Source organism: Pseudomonas sp. W2-17 (assembly GCF_041060445.1).
GTDB lineage: Bacteria > Pseudomonadota > Gammaproteobacteria > Pseudomonadales > Pseudomonadaceae > Aquipseudomonas.
This window is the reverse complement of sequence record NZ_JAUFNS010000010.1, coordinates 68,503-81,735: the sequence shown is the minus strand read 5'-3', so window position 1 is coordinate 81,735 and position 13,233 is coordinate 68,503. Positions and strand designations below refer to the sequence as shown.

The 13,233-nt window shown below is 61.8% G+C and carries 11 protein-coding genes; 2 read left to right on the top strand and 9 right to left on the bottom strand.

Annotated elements, in window-relative coordinates; translation table 11 throughout:
* Positions 1 to 5: 5 nt before the first annotated feature.
* Positions 6 to 1,259: a M20/M25/M40 family metallo-hydrolase gene (locus QWI20_RS14435; protein ID WP_369306074.1), complete on the bottom strand. Its 1,254-nt coding sequence runs from the start codon at positions 1,257 to 1,259 to the stop codon at positions 6 to 8.
* Positions 1,260 to 1,422: 163 nt separating this feature from the next.
* Here QWI20_RS14435 and QWI20_RS14430 point away from each other — a divergent pair, with 163 nt between their 5' ends.
* Positions 1,423 to 1,659: a DUF465 domain-containing protein gene (locus QWI20_RS14430; RefSeq protein ID WP_192174336.1), complete on the top strand. Its 237-nt coding sequence runs from the start codon at positions 1,423 to 1,425 to the stop codon at positions 1,657 to 1,659.
* Positions 1,660 to 1,938: 279 nt separating this feature from the next.
* On the opposite strand, the gene csrA is transcribed toward QWI20_RS14430, so the two are convergent.
* The 3 genes from csrA to QWI20_RS14415 form a co-directional block, all read right to left on the bottom strand.
* Positions 1,939 to 2,127: a carbon storage regulator CsrA gene (csrA, locus tag QWI20_RS14425; RefSeq protein WP_065989520.1), complete on the bottom strand. Its 189-nt coding sequence runs from the start codon at positions 2,125 to 2,127 to the stop codon at positions 1,939 to 1,941.
* Positions 2,128 to 2,715: 588 nt separating this feature from the next.
* A complete protein-coding gene (locus tag QWI20_RS14420) occupies positions 2,716 to 4,068 on the bottom strand; it encodes a GntP family permease (protein WP_065989522.1) in 1,353 nt (450 codons plus the stop codon).
* 128 nt (positions 4,069 to 4,196) lie between these two features.
* Positions 4,197 to 4,724 carry a gluconokinase gene (locus QWI20_RS14415; RefSeq protein ID WP_369306171.1) on the bottom strand — a complete coding sequence of 176 codons (528 nt, stop codon included), beginning with the start codon at positions 4,722 to 4,724 and terminating at the stop codon, positions 4,197 to 4,199.
* A 268-nt stretch (positions 4,725 to 4,992) separates the two neighbouring features.
* Here QWI20_RS14415 and QWI20_RS14410 point away from each other — a divergent pair, with 268 nt between their 5' ends.
* Positions 4,993 to 6,009: a LacI family DNA-binding transcriptional regulator gene (locus QWI20_RS14410; protein WP_369306073.1), complete on the top strand. Its 1,017-nt coding sequence runs from the start codon at positions 4,993 to 4,995 to the stop codon at positions 6,007 to 6,009.
* 616 nt (positions 6,010 to 6,625) lie between these two features.
* Here the strand turns inward: QWI20_RS14410 and QWI20_RS14405 are convergent.
* The 5 genes from QWI20_RS14405 to glcD all read right to left on the bottom strand — a co-directional run bounded on the left by QWI20_RS14405 (position 6,626) and on the right by glcD (position 13,174).
* The gene (locus tag QWI20_RS14405) at positions 6,626 to 8,803 is read right to left on the bottom strand and encodes a malate synthase G (RefSeq protein WP_369306072.1); all 2,178 of its coding nucleotides are present in this window, start codon (positions 8,801 to 8,803) and stop codon (positions 6,626 to 6,628) included.
* Between the two features lie 58 nt (positions 8,804 to 8,861).
* Positions 8,862 to 9,269, bottom strand: a complete 408-nt coding sequence (locus QWI20_RS14400; RefSeq protein WP_369306071.1) for a heme-binding protein — start codon at positions 9,267 to 9,269, stop codon at positions 8,862 to 8,864.
* Positions 9,270 to 9,335: 66 nt separating this feature from the next.
* A complete protein-coding gene (gene glcF, locus QWI20_RS14395) occupies positions 9,336 to 10,559 on the bottom strand; it encodes a glycolate oxidase subunit GlcF (RefSeq protein WP_369306070.1) in 1,224 nt (407 codons plus the stop codon).
* Between the two features lie 3 nt (positions 10,560 to 10,562).
* A complete protein-coding gene (gene glcE, locus QWI20_RS14390) occupies positions 10,563 to 11,675 on the bottom strand; it encodes a glycolate oxidase subunit GlcE (protein ID WP_369306069.1) in 1,113 nt (370 codons plus the stop codon).
* Positions 11,675 to 13,174, bottom strand: coding sequence for a glycolate oxidase subunit GlcD (gene glcD / locus QWI20_RS14385; RefSeq protein WP_369306068.1), 1,500 nt, complete (start codon positions 13,172 to 13,174; stop codon positions 11,675 to 11,677). Before glcD ends, glcE begins: the two co-directional genes overlap by 1 nt.
* Positions 13,175 to 13,233 lie beyond the last annotated feature (59 nt).

Sequence of the window (13,233 nt, the reverse complement as noted above, 5' to 3'; positions counted from 1 at the left end):
GTCAGTCATTTGGCCGGGGTGTGCGTCGCCAGCTCCATGATCATCCGCGTCAGCAGGTAAATGCGCGGCGACACGCTGTCGACTTCGGCATATTCCTCGGGCGTGTGAATGTTCCCGCCGACGATGCCGAAGCCATCCAGCGTTGGCACACCGACCCCGGCCGAGAGGCTCGCATCGGCCGCGCCGCCGCTGCCTTCGATGGTCAGCTTGCGGCCGATCTCGCCGTAGATGCCTTGGGCGATATCGACCAGCTTGTCGGTTTCCGGCGTCTGCGGCATGGGCGGCAAACCGCGCTCCAGCCGGGTCGTCACTTGGGTGTCCGGGATCAGTTTGTCCGCCGAGACGCGGGCCAGGTCCTTCTCGATGCGGTCAAATTCCTCCGGCACGGCGGCGCGCACATCGGCCTTGGCGGTGGCCTGATCGGGGATCACGTTGGTGCGATCGCCCGCGTTGAGCACGGTGAAGTTGATCGTGGTCTTCTTCTCGGCATCGCCCAGTTTGCCCAGTTGCAGAATCTGATGCGCCACCTCCATGGCCGCGTTACGCCCCAGCTCCGGCGCGACGCCGGCGTGGGACGCCTTGCCCTTGACCTCGACCACCGCGGTGGCGCTGCCTTTGCGCCAGACCACCAAACCATCGGCGGGACGTCCCGGCTCCAGGTTCAGGGTCACATCGTGCTGTTTGGCGACGTTCTGAATCAGCGCGGTGGCGGCGGCCGAGCCGGTCTCTTCGCTGGCGTCCAGCAGGAAGGTAATCTGCGCGTAGTCCTTGAAGTCGAGCTTCTTCAGAATCTTCAGCGCGTAAAGCCCGGCAACGATACCGCCCTTGTCGTCCATCACCCCCGGCCCGTAGGCACGACCGTCCTTGATGTGGAAAGGTCGGGCCGCGGCGGAGCCTTCCTTGAATACGGTGTCCATGTGCGCCATCAGCAGGATCTTCGCCTTTCCGGTGCCCTTGAGCGTCGCGACCACATGCTGGCTCTTGTCCGGCGCGGTATTGGGGATCATCTCGATGGTTGCGCCCAGCGCCTTGAGCTGTGCGACGACGATGTCACGCACTTGGGTCAGTCCCGGCTCGTAGCCGGAGCCCGAATCGATATTGACCAGTTGCTCCAGCAGTTTCAACGCTTCGTCTTTGGATTGTTCGGCATCGGCCTGGACCTGTTTGTCGGGCTCGGCGAAAGCAGGCGCTGCCGCTGAAAACGCGATACCGAAAGCCAGCGCGCTGGCGAGAAGGGAGCGGGAAAAGGGTGAGGTCATTGTCGATCCTTGTAATGGCATGAAGAGGGCTCGATCGACACCCTAGCCCGTTGCACAGGATCGTGCATGTCAAAACGCGATATTCACGTCGGCAAAAACGTCGAACCTTTCCGGTGGGCTACCCTCAACATTCCTACATCAGCCATCAGAGGAGAGGCATCCCATGCCGGTTAAGCACGATTTGTACGCGGACCTGAGCATCACCAAAGAAGAGCTTGCCAAGCGCAAAGGCAGCGACGCGAAGCTCAATGCCCTGGTCGAGCACTATGATGAGCTGGACATCCAGATTGTCAGCGCCGAAGAGGCGGGCGATATCCCCGACGAGGAGTTGAAGAAACTCAAGGAAAAACGGCTGCAGGCAAAAGACACCATCGCCAGTCACCTGAACACCCCGGACTGATCGGGTTAAACGGGTCAGTTACTAAAACGGCCGATCTCTTATGGAGATCGGCCGTTTTTAGTTGGCGATACCCGATGTCTGACAACTTGGCTCGACATCCGGAAGTGCATCGTCCAATGCGCTGAATCAGTGTCTTCGCTCGGGTTTAGTTGTCAGCGGGGCGATTTCCAAGGATCCAAAGTTCAGACGAAAAAAAACGGCGTCTGGTCAGTCGCCGTCGCCGATCTGTCAGCACCGGGTGGCCGCTGACAGTTATCGAATAAGCATAAACCGGTGGGTTTATTGCGGATCCTGGTCAGGTGCAGCCTCGGCCTTGATGCGCTTGTAGATTTCTTCGCGGTGCACGGAAACATCTTTCGGAGCGTTGATGCCAAGACGAACCTGGAGGCCCTGAACGCCCAGAATGGTGACGGTAATGTCGTCACCAATGTTTATGCTTTCGCCGACTTTGCGGGTGAGTATCAACATAATCTTTTCCTTGATGGCCTCATGAAGCGCCTCTACCGGGAGGCTGGCGTGAGCCTTTGGGTGATGGTAATTGCCGAATGCATCCAAATGCGGTCATCAGTATGACGCCATTGGTACGATTTTAATTCCCCAGGTTCATCGTCTCGTCACAGTTAGCGTGGCTCCTGGGTCGAACGGCAGGTGAATCTTGCCTGATGCTGGCGGGAGATTCCCGCGCAAATCGGCTATCGCGTTGATAGCCGGATTCCGGGCGGCGCCTATTCCACACTCCTTTGAGCTTTATTGCAAAGAACTCATGCTGGGCAGCGATGAAATTTTCATTAGATTGTCCCGTGCGAGTTCTCTGAAAGGAGTGTAGGAGACTTCCCAAATGAGTACCGGCAAAACGCCGTAACTTTAATCCAATTGATGGCGGGATGTGTGAACGGTTTTGTATCAGGCCCGATTCACCTGCCCTGCAGGCGCTAGACTCAGCATCCGGAGCGTGGCGGTGAACGGTTTGAGGGGGGCAGAAACGACATGCCCACCGCGAGGGTGGGCATGGGAACAGCGAAGAAACCGCAGCGTCAATTTGCCGCGATCAATTCATCAGACGACCAGCGACAACAGCATGATCAGGATGATGCCTACCACCGACAGGATGGTTTCCATCACGGTCCAGGTTTTCAGGGTTTCGGCCACGGTCATGTTGAAGTACTGCTTGACCAGCCAGAAACCCGCGTCGTTCACGTGGGAAAGGATCAGCGAACCGGCACCGGTTGCCAGAACCAGCAGTTCACGGTTCACGCCCGGGATCATGCCGACCACAGGGGCCACAATCCCGGCACCGGTGATGGTGGCGACGGTCGCAGAGCCGGTGGCAATACGGATCACCGCAGCCACCAGCCACGCCAGGAGAATCGGCGAGATCTGCGCCTGCACGGCCATGTGGCCGATCAGGTTACCGACACCACTGTCCACCAGCATCTGCTTGAAGCCACCGCCGGCACCAACGATCAGCACGATTGCGGCCACGGGCGCCAGGCTCTGGTCGAGCAGCTTGATGATGTGATCGCGGCTGAAACCACGCGCCGAACCGAAGGTGTAGAACGCTAGCAGCAGGGCGAACAGCAGGGCAGCGATCGGGTGACCGATGAAGTCCATCCATATGCGGAAGATGTGACCGGCTGGCAGCGCGACGTCGGCGAACGTCTTGAGCAGCATCAGGAACACAGGCAGCAGGATCGTCACCAGGGTGATGGCGAAGCTCGGCAAGTTGTCGTTGGTCGACTCTTTGGCAATCTGGTCCATCAGCTCTTTCGACGGGTTGCCCGGAATGCGCTTGGCAATCCACTTACCGTAGATGGGACCGGCGATGATCGCAGTCGGGAACGCCACGATCAGACCGTAGAAAATGGTCTTGCCGATGTCTGCGTTGAAAATGCCGATGGCCAGCAGCGGACCCGGGTGCGGAGGCACCAGGCCGTGGACGGCCGACAGACCTGCCAGCAACGGGATACCGATCTTGACGATGGACACACCGCTGCGACGGGCAACGATGAACACCAGCGGGATCAGCAGCACGAAGCCGATTTCGAAGAACAGCGGGATGCCCACCAGAAACGCCGAAAACATCATGGCCCAGTGCACGCGGTCCTTGCCGAAGCGACGGATCAGCGTCTGGGCGATCTGGTCAGCACCGCCGGAATCGGCCATCAGCTTGCCGAGCATGGTGCCCAGGCCAAGGATGATGCCGACGAAACCGAGCACGCCGCCGAAACCGTCCTGGAACGATTTCATCACTTTGTCGACCGGCATCCCGGAGGTCAGCCCGAGAAAGCCTGCAGCGATGGTCAATGCAATAAAGGGGTGGACTTTGAACTTGGTGATCAGAAGCACAAGGCCAATGATGGTCACCAACGCATCGACCAGCAGATACGTGTCTTGAGTCATGCCGAACATGGGGGTGTCTCTCCGTTGTATTTTGTTTTTTTGGAGCTACTGCTTGACGCTGTTGCTCTCTGCCCTGTGAAGCGAGGGCAGCGTCATCAGAGACAGCGCTACCTTTGCCGCTCACGCCTGATCGAGGATCAAGAGCCGGTGCGCGCGGTGACGGATGGGGTGTGTGGCTCGGAGCCGGACTCGCTCCACCAGGTGGCCGCTTCCTTACCGATGGTCTCGATCGATTTGGTTGCGTCCACTACCAGCGTGCGGTCTTCGTTGTACGGAGGCTCGAGGGTCGCAAACTGGCTGTCGACCAGACTGGCCGGCATGAAGTGCCCCGGGCGATGGGAGCAGCGTTCGGTGGCGAGTTCTTTGGTCAGCTCGAGAAACACGAAGCCCAGCTCCGGGACGGCTGCACGCAGACGTTCACGGTAGATGAGTTTGAGGGAGGAGCAGGTCAGGACGGGCTTTTCGCCGTTCTTTACAGCGGAGGCCACTTCTTCGCCGAGGCGGGTCAGCCAGCCGGCGCGATCGTTGTCGTCGAGGGGATGGCCCGCGCTCATCTTGTCGATGTTGGCTTGAGGATGGAACGCATCACCCTCGATCAGGCGACCGCCGCTGTTTTTAGCGATGGCCTCGCCGACGGCACTCTTGCCGCAGCCGGAAACACCCATTACCACGATGGCGGAAATAGCATGTGGAGCAGTAGTCATAAAAACCTCTTCCCGGAGACAGCGCTGTCTTCGCCGAATGGTGTGCAAGTCCGGCGAGACTGTTTCCAGGTGTAGTCATTGTTATGGGTATCTCGCTGATCCATGAGATGCATCAATCCAGTCGTCTGTACGATCGAAAAGTTGCGGGCCTCCGTGAGATAGCGCTACCTTAGAGCCCATCCCACACAATCGCAACCCCCGCAGCTTCCTTCCAACCAGTTGGCAACGCATGACACGTATTGGTTCCCGCTCCACCGGTCGTCCTACTCTCAACGAAGTCGCCAAACTGGCCGCCGTCTCGCCGATTACCGCGTCCCGAGCCTTGCGTGGCGTGGCCACTGTGGCGCCGGATCTGGTGGAAAAGGTTCGCGCTGCTGCGCTGAGTCTAGGCTATGTCGCCAATCCTGCCGCACGGGCGCTGGCGTCTTCGCAGAGTCAGTCAGTGGTGGTGCTGGTGCCGTCGCTGTCCAACCAGTTGTTCATCGAAACCCTTGAAGCCATTCAGACGGTTTTGCGTCCGCGCGGGCTGGAAGTGGTGATCGGTAATTACCACTACTCGCCTATAGAAGAAGAGAACCTGCTGCGCAGTCATCTGTCCCACCGACCGCGCGGCATTCTGCTGACCGGCTTTGACCGCAGCGTGGCGGCGCAGCAATTGCTGGCGTCCAGCGGCGTGCCGTGCGTGCACATGATGGAACTGGACCCGACCCGTGCCGAACCCTGCGTGGGGTTTTCCCAGCAACAGGCGGGTGCCGAGGCGGCGCGGCATCTGTTGAGTCGTGGCCGGCGGCGACTGGCGTACGTGTCGGCGCAGCTCGATCCACGGGTGATTCAACGGGGCGTCGGTTTTCGCGGCGTGCTGGAGCAGGAAGGGCTGTATGACGAGGCGCTGCAGATGGCATCGCCGCTGCCGTCGTCCATTGGCCTGGGCAGTGAGCTGTTCGCCCGATTGCTGGAAGCGCATCCGGATGTAGACGGGGTGTTTTTCTGCAACGACGACCTGGCCCAGGGCGCATCGCTGGAAGCCCTGCGGCAGGGCATTCGTATCCCGGAGCAGGTGTCGCTGATCGGCTTCAACGACCTGCCGGGCTCGGCGCACATGGTGCCGCGCCTGACCTCCATCCGCACCCCGCGCGAACAGGTCGGCCAGCGCGCCGCGCAACTATTGCTCGGCTTGCTGGACGGCACGGTTCATGAGGCGCAGGTGGATCTGGGGTTTGAACTGGTGGTGCGGGAAAGCACTTAGGCGTTTTCGTGAGCAATGTGGCGCGCCACTCCGTTCACTCCCGCAATCCTCAAGCAGCCCCGAAGCTAAGTCAGACGCTGATCCTGTAGGAGTGAGCTTGCTCGCGAATGCTGACTTCCAGCCGCTAGGGATGCAGCGGCTGGAATGGCCCCTTCGTGAGCAAGGTGGAACGCCACCCCGGTCACTCCCACAAGTCCTCGGCTCGGTCCGGAATCTCGCCTCGAGCCACTATCCTGTAGGAGTGAGCTTGCTCGCGAATGCTGACTTCCAGCCACTAGAGATGCATGGGCTCGACTGGGCCCTTCGTGAGCAAGCTCACTCCCACAAGTCCTCGGCTCGATACGAAATCTCGAGTCGAGCCACTATCCCGTGGGAGCGAGCTTGCTCGCGAAGGCTGACTTCCAGCCACTAGAGATGCATGGGCTCGACTGGGCCCTTCGTGAGCAAGGTCACTCCCACAAGTCCTCGGCTCGGTCCGGAATCTCGAGTCGAGCCACTATCCCGTGGGAGCGAGCTTGCTCGCGAAGGCATTCTGTCAGCCAGCCTGAATGCTGCTGACCCACCCCATTCGTGAGCAAGTCACCCCCACTTCAAAATCCCCAGCGCTTCCGCTCGATCAATGCTCCTTTTTGAACGCCAGCCGGAACTCGTGCAACAGCGGTTCGGTGTAGCCGCTCGGCTGCTCACGACCTTTGAAGACCAGCGCGCTGGCGGCCTGGAAGGCCACTGACTTCTCGAAATTGCCGGCCATTGGCGTGTAAGCCGAGTCCCCGGCGTTTTGCCGGTCGACCACCTTCGCCATACGTTTCAAAGCGTCCTTCACATAGTCCTCGGAGATCACACCGTGGCGCAGCCAGTTGGCGATGTGCTGGCTGGAAATGCGCAGCGTCGCGCGGTCTTCCATCAGGCCGACGTTGTGAATGTCCGGCACCTTCGAACAGCCAACGCCTTGCTCCACCCAGCGCACCACATAACCCAGCAGACCCTGGGCGTTGTTTTCCACTTCTTCGCGGATCTGATCCTCGCTCCATTCTGCCTTTTCGACGACGGGGATGGTCAGGAGGTCCAGCAGAATGTCTTCGCTGATGCTGTCCAGATCAACCTGTTCCAGCTCCTGCTGCACCGCCTTTACGTCCACTTTGTGGTAGTGCAGGGCGTGCAAAGTGGCCGCCGTCGGTGAGGGCACCCACGCGGTGGTCGCGCCGGATTTCGGGTGCCCGATTTTTTGCTCCAGCATGTCGGCCATCAGGTCCGGCATCGCCCACATGCCCTTGCCGATCTGCGCGCGCCCGCGCAGTCCGCACGCCAGGCCGACCAGCACATTGTTGCGCTCGTACGCCTTGATCCACGGCGTGGCTTTCATGTCGCCCTTGCGCAGCATCGGCCCGGCTTCCATCGAGCTGTGCATCTCGTCGCCGGTGCGGTCGAGGAAACCGGTGTTAATGAACGCGACTCGCGATGAAGCGGCTTCGATGCACGCCTTGAGGTTGACGCTGGTGCGCCGCTCCTCGTCCATGATCCCCATTTTGAGGGTGTTGCGCGGGATCTTCAGCGCGTCTTCGATGCGGCTGAACAGCGTGTCGGCGAACGCCACTTCGTCCGGACCGTGCATCTTCGGTTTGACGATGTAGACGCTGCCAGCGCGGGAGTTGGTGCGGTTATGCAGGTCGTGCAAGGCGATCAGGCTGGTGATGACGCCGTCGAGAATGCCTTCGGGGATTTCCTTGTTGCCGTCGTAGAGAATCGCCGGGTTGGTCATCAGGTGGCCGACGTTGCGGATGAACAGCAGCGAGCGCCCGTGCAGGGTGATCGCACTGCCGTCGGCGGCGGTGTACTGGCGGTCGGCGTTCAGGCGACGGGTGATGGTCTTGCCGTTCTTGACCAGCGCTTCGGTCAGGTCGCCCTTCATCAAGCCCAGCCAGTTGCGGTAGATCACCAGCTTGTCCTCGGCATCGACGGCGGCGACCGAGTCTTCGCAGTCGATGATGGTCGACAGCGCGGCTTCCAGCAGCAAGTCCTTGATCCCGGCCGGATCAGTGCCACCAATCGGGCTGGCGGGGTCAATCTGGATGTCGATGTGCAGGCCGTTGTTCTTCAGCAGGATCGCATTCGGCTGGCGCGGCTCGCCCTGATAGCCGACGTACTTCTCGGGCTGGGCAAGGCGCGACTGGCTGCCGTCGGCGAGGGTAACCAGCAACTCGCCGCTGTCCACTGCGTAGGCCTTGGCACCAACGTGGGAACCCGACGCCAGGGGCGCGGCTTCGTCCAGCAAGGCACGGGCGAAGGCGATGACTTTCTCGCCCCGCAACGGGTTATAGCCGGCCTTGATTTCGGCGCCGTTGGCCGAGGAAATCGCATCGGTGCCGTACAGCGCGTCGTACAGCGAACCCCAGCGCGCATTGGCCGCGTTCAGGGCGTAACGGGCGTTGGCAGCGGGCACCACCAGTTGCGGGCCGGCCTGCTCGCTGACTTCGATATCGACCTTGTTGGTGGACACCTGAACCTGCGCCGGCACCTGCTTCAGGTAACCGATACTGTCGAGGAGCGCGATGTACGCCGGCATGTCGGTGACCGGGCCGGGATTGGATTTGTGCCACTTGTCCAACTGAGCCTGTATGCGGTCACGCTCTTTCAGCAGTTCGCGGTTAATCGGCGCGAGGTCGTGGACCAGCGAGTCGAAATCGGCCCAGAACAGTTCCGGGGTCAGGCCTGTCCCGGGGATCACTTCCTCGTCGACGAAACGCTTGATGTTGGCCGCCACCTTGAGGTTGTGGCAATTGACGAACTCGGTCATCTGGGGTCTCCATCATGAATTGGGTTTGCAGCGTTGCTGCAGGCGATCGCTGCGGACGTTACTGCGCGCTTACCGCCGCAACCCCGGCCTTGGCCACTTGCGCATCCTGATCGGCTTTCACTCCGGACACGCCCACCGCGCCGATGGTCTGGCCATCGATGATCACCGGCACGCCGCCCTCCAGCGAGGTCAGCAGCGGGGCAGTGACAAACGCAGTACGACCGCCGTTGACCATTTCCTCATAATCCTTGGATTCGCGACGACCCAGCGCCGAGGTGCGGGCTTTTTCGATGGCGATGTAGCCACCGATGGGCGCGCAGCCGTCGAGGCGCTCGAAACCCAGCAGGTGACCGCCGTCATCGGTGACGGCGATGGACACGGCCCAGCCGTTGTTCTGCGCTTCGGTGCGGGCCGCGGCGAGGATCTGGGTGACTTCGGTCTGGGTCAGTACGGATTTGGTTTTCATGCAGTTCTCCTGAAGGGCAAAGGGTGTCATGCGTGTCGGTCTGATACGGAGCCAGTGCGCCCGCAATCAACTTGGAGGCAGGGCGTCCTCGATGAGTTCGATCCAGTGTTTGACCGGCGTGCGGTTGGCGCTGGCCAGATGGGTCTGACAGCCAATGTTGGCCGTCGCGATCACGTCCGGGTTGCCGCTTTCCAGCGCGTTCATCTTGTTGTCCCGCAGCTGTTTCGCCAGCACCGGCTGGGTGATCGAATAGGTGCCGGCCGAGCCGCAGCATAAGTGACTGTCGGGCACGGGTGTGAGATTGAAGCCCAGTCGGGTCAACACAGATTCAACGGCGCCGCCAAGTTTCTGCGCGTGCTGCAGCGTACACGGGCAATGGAAGGCCAGGGTCTGGCGCGTGCAACCGCCGAGCTGCTCCAGGGGTTCCGCGCGCAGCACTTCAACCAGGTCCTTGGTACGTTCGCTGATGGCTGCCGCTTTCTGGGCGTAAGCCGGGTCGTTGCGCAGCAGGTGGCCGTAGTCTTTAACGAAGGCGCCGCAGCCGCTGGCGGTCTGGACGATGGCCTCGGCACCGGCCTGAATGCTCGGCCACCACGCATCGATATTCCGCCGCGCCCGCTGCAGGCCTTGTTCCTGCGCATTCAAATGGTAATCCACGGCGCCGCAGCAACCGGCCTGGGCGATGGAGGTGACGCTGATGCCCAGTCGATCCAGCACTCGCGCCGTGGCCGCATTGGTGTTGGGCGACAAACCGGGTTGCACGCAGCCTTCGAGAATCAACATCTGCCGCGCGTGCTGCCGGGTCGGCCGAGCCTTGGCGGGACGAATGTTGCCGGGCAGCTTGGTCTTCAGCGCAACCGGCAGCAGCGGCCTGAAGGAGTTGCCCAACTGGGTCAGCGACTTGAACAGGCCGGCATTGGGCACAACGGCACGCAGGCTGTCGCGCAGCAGGCGCTGGCCCAGCGGGCGCGGCACGGCGGCGTCAACCACCTCGCGGCCAATGTCCAGCAGGTTGTGGTAATCGACGCCGGAAGGGCAGGTGGTTTCGCAGTTGCGGCAGGACAGGCAGCGGTCCAGGTGCAACTGGGTTTTTTCGGTGACTTCCTTGCCTTCCAGTACTTGCTTGATCAGGTAGATGCGCCCACGTGGCCCATCCAGCTCGTCGCCGAGCAACTGATAGGTCGGGCAGGTCGCGTTGCAGAAACCGCAGTGCACGCAGCTGCGCAGAATGCTTTCCGCTTCTTCGCCACGGGGCAGGCTTCTAGCGTGTTCGCTCAGGGTCGTCTGCATGGTTCAGATCTCCGCGTACATTCGGCCCGGATTGAAAATTCCGTGCGGATCGAGTTGTGCCTTGAGCTGGCGGTGGTAGCGCAGCAACGGCGTGGCCAACGGCTGAAACGGGCTGTCTTCAAGGCCATGGCTGTAGCACGTGGCGTGGCCGCCCGCGGCGCTGACGATGCGACGAATCTCGCTGCCGCTGGCGTCGGATTTCAACCAGCGTTGCGCACCGGCCCAGTCGATCAATTGATCCCCCGGCAGGTCCAGCGCAGCCGAGCTGACGGGCAGCGACAGGCGCCACAACGGACGACCATCCGTGAAGAAATCCAGGCGGTGTTCGTTCAGTGCGCGCCAGTAAGCCGGGTCGATGGATTCGCCGCCCAGGCGGTCATGGGCTGCCGCGACCGAACCTTCGCCGCCTTCAAGACGCAAGCGCAGCACGCGGCCGTCGTGGCTGGCGGCGCTGATCGGCAGGGGCTCCTGACCCCATTGCGCCAGACGCGCGAGGGCGGTGGCGCTGTCCATTTCCAGGGCAATGCTGGTGCACAGTCGCGGCTTGGGCAGGACTTTCAACGAGACTTCGGTGATCAGGCCCAGGCAACCAAAGCTCCCAGCCATCAAGCGCGACAGGTCGTAGCCGGCAACGTTTTTCATCACTTCGCCGCCGAAGCGCAAATGCTTGCCGAGGCCGGTGATCACCCGCGTGCCCAGCACGAAGTCACGCACCGAGCCCGACCACGGCCGGCGCGGCCCGGACAAGCCCGCCGCGACCATCCCGCCCACGGTCCCATCGCCTGCGCCGCTGTCGCTCGCATCACCATGGCTATAGCTGGGCGGCTCGCAGGGCAGCATCTGACCGGCTTCTTCCAGCGCGGCGTTCAGCACGGACAACGGCGTGCCGGCGCGGGCGGTGATCACCAGTTCGGTGGGGTCGTAAGTGACGATGCCGCAGTGCAGGCGGGTATCGAGCACTTCACCCGCCACCTCGCGACCAAGGAATGCCTTGCTGTTGGCACCCTGAATACGCAGCGGCAGGGCGGACTGAATCGCCTGATTGACCTGTTCCAGCAGTGCGTCGCTGGCGTCGCGGTCCTGGGCCACGAAGGCGGGCTGACGTTGGGCATCCATCAGAAACGCTCCAGTTCAGGGAAGGGCAGCTTGCCCATGTGCACGTGCATCGCGCCGAATTCGGCGCAACGGTGCAGGGTCGGGATGTTCTTGCCGGGGTTGAGGGTGCCGGCCGGGTCGAACGCGGCTTTTACGGCGTGAAACAACGTCAGCTCGTCACTGTTGAATTGCGCACACATCTGATTGATCTTCTCGCGGCCCACGCCGTGCTCGCCGGTGATGCTGCCGCCGACTTTCACGCACAGCTCCAGAATCTTTCCGCCCAGCGCTTCGGCGCGGTCCAGTTCACCGGGTTGATTGGCATCGAAGAGGATCAGCGGGTGCATGTTGCCGTCGCCGGCGTGGAAAACGTTGGCGACGCGCAGACCGTACTCTTCCGACAGCGCGGAAATACCCTTCAGCACGCCGGGCAATTCCCGACGCGGAATGGTGCCGTCCATGCAGTAGTAATCTGGCGACAGCCGACCGACTGCCGGGAAGGCGTTCTTGCGCCCGGCCCAGAAACGCACGCGTTCGGCTTCGTCCTTCGCCTGACGAATTTCGGTCGCACCGGCGTTCTCCAGCACCGCGCGAACCCGGTCGCAATCTGCGTGAACGTCGGCTTCCACGCCATCGAGTTCGCACAACAGGATGGCTTCGGCGTCCACCGGGTAGCCGGCGTGAATGAAGTCCTCGGCGGCGCGAATGGCGAGGTTGTCCATCATTTCCAGGCCGCCGGGGATGATGCCTTCGGCGATGATGTCGCCGACCGCGCGCCCGGCTTTTTCCACCGAGTCAAAGGCGGCCAGCAGCACCCGCGCAATTTGCGGTTTGGGCAGCAGTTTGACCGTGACTTCAGTGATCACGCCGAGCATGCCTTCGGAGCCGGTAAACAGTGCGAGCAGATCAAAGCCTGGCGAGTCCAGTGCGTCGGAGCCCAACACCATGTGCTCGCCCTCGACCGTGAGGATGTCGACCTTGAGCAGGTTGTGCACGGTCAGGCCGTATTTCAGGCAATGCACGCCGCCGGCGTTTTCCGCGACGTTGCCGCCGATGGAGCAGGCAATTTGCGAGGAGGGGTCAGGCGCGTAATAAAGGTCGTAGGGCGCGGCGGCCTGGGAGATGGCCAGGTTGCGCACGCCGGGCTGCACGCGGGCATAGCGCCCGGCGGGGTCGATGTGGAGAATTTTGTTGAACCGCGCCATCACCAGCAGCACGCCTTTTTCCAGGGGCAGCGCGCCGCCGGACAGTCCGGTCCCGGCACCGCGCGCCACCACCGGCACGCCGCGCTCGTGGCAGACCTTCAGCAGCGTCTGCACTTGCTCGATACGCTGGGGCAACACCACCAGCATCGGCGTCGTGCGGTACGCAGAGAGTCCGTCGCATTCGTAGGGGCGCAGTTCTTCCTCGCGGTGGAGGATGTCCAGATCAGGCAGGCGGGCTTGCAGCGCGTGCAGCAGCTGTTGTTTGTCGATGACCGGCAGAACGCCGTCGACGCGTTCGTCGTACAGGATATTCATGATGGGCTCGCAACCCTGTCTTGTTTTTATTGGAGGCCCGTTCCGTGACGGAACATGAA

Bases quoted from the DNA above. Each gene is read 5' to 3' on its own strand.
- QWI20_RS14435 (WP_369306074.1), bottom strand. From the start codon at position 1,259: ATGACCTCACCCTTTTCCCGCTCCCTTCTCGCCAGCGCGCTGGCTTTC.
- QWI20_RS14430 (WP_192174336.1), top strand. From the start codon at position 1,423: ATGCCGGTTAAGCACGATTTGTACGCGGACCTGAGCATCACCAAAGAA.
- csrA (WP_065989520.1), bottom strand. From the start codon at position 2,127: ATGTTGATACTCACCCGCAAAGTCGGCGAAAGCATAAACATTGGTGAC.
- QWI20_RS14420 (WP_065989522.1), bottom strand. From the start codon at position 4,068: ATGTTCGGCATGACTCAAGACACGTATCTGCTGGTCGATGCGTTGGTG.
- QWI20_RS14415 (WP_369306171.1), bottom strand. From the start codon at position 4,724: ATGGGTGTTTCCGGCTGCGGCAAGAGTGCCGTCGGCGAGGCCATCGCT.
- QWI20_RS14410 (WP_369306073.1), top strand. From the start codon at position 4,993: ATGACACGTATTGGTTCCCGCTCCACCGGTCGTCCTACTCTCAACGAA.
- QWI20_RS14405 (WP_369306072.1), bottom strand. From the start codon at position 8,803: ATGACCGAGTTCGTCAATTGCCACAACCTCAAGGTGGCGGCCAACATC.
- QWI20_RS14400 (WP_369306071.1), bottom strand. From the start codon at position 9,269: ATGAAAACCAAATCCGTACTGACCCAGACCGAAGTCACCCAGATCCTC.
- glcF (WP_369306070.1), bottom strand. From the start codon at position 10,559: ATGCAGACGACCCTGAGCGAACACGCTAGAAGCCTGCCCCGTGGCGAA.
- glcE (WP_369306069.1), bottom strand. From the start codon at position 11,675: ATGGATGCCCAACGTCAGCCCGCCTTCGTGGCCCAGGACCGCGACGCC.
- glcD (WP_369306068.1), bottom strand. From the start codon at position 13,174: ATGAATATCCTGTACGACGAACGCGTCGACGGCGTTCTGCCGGTCATC.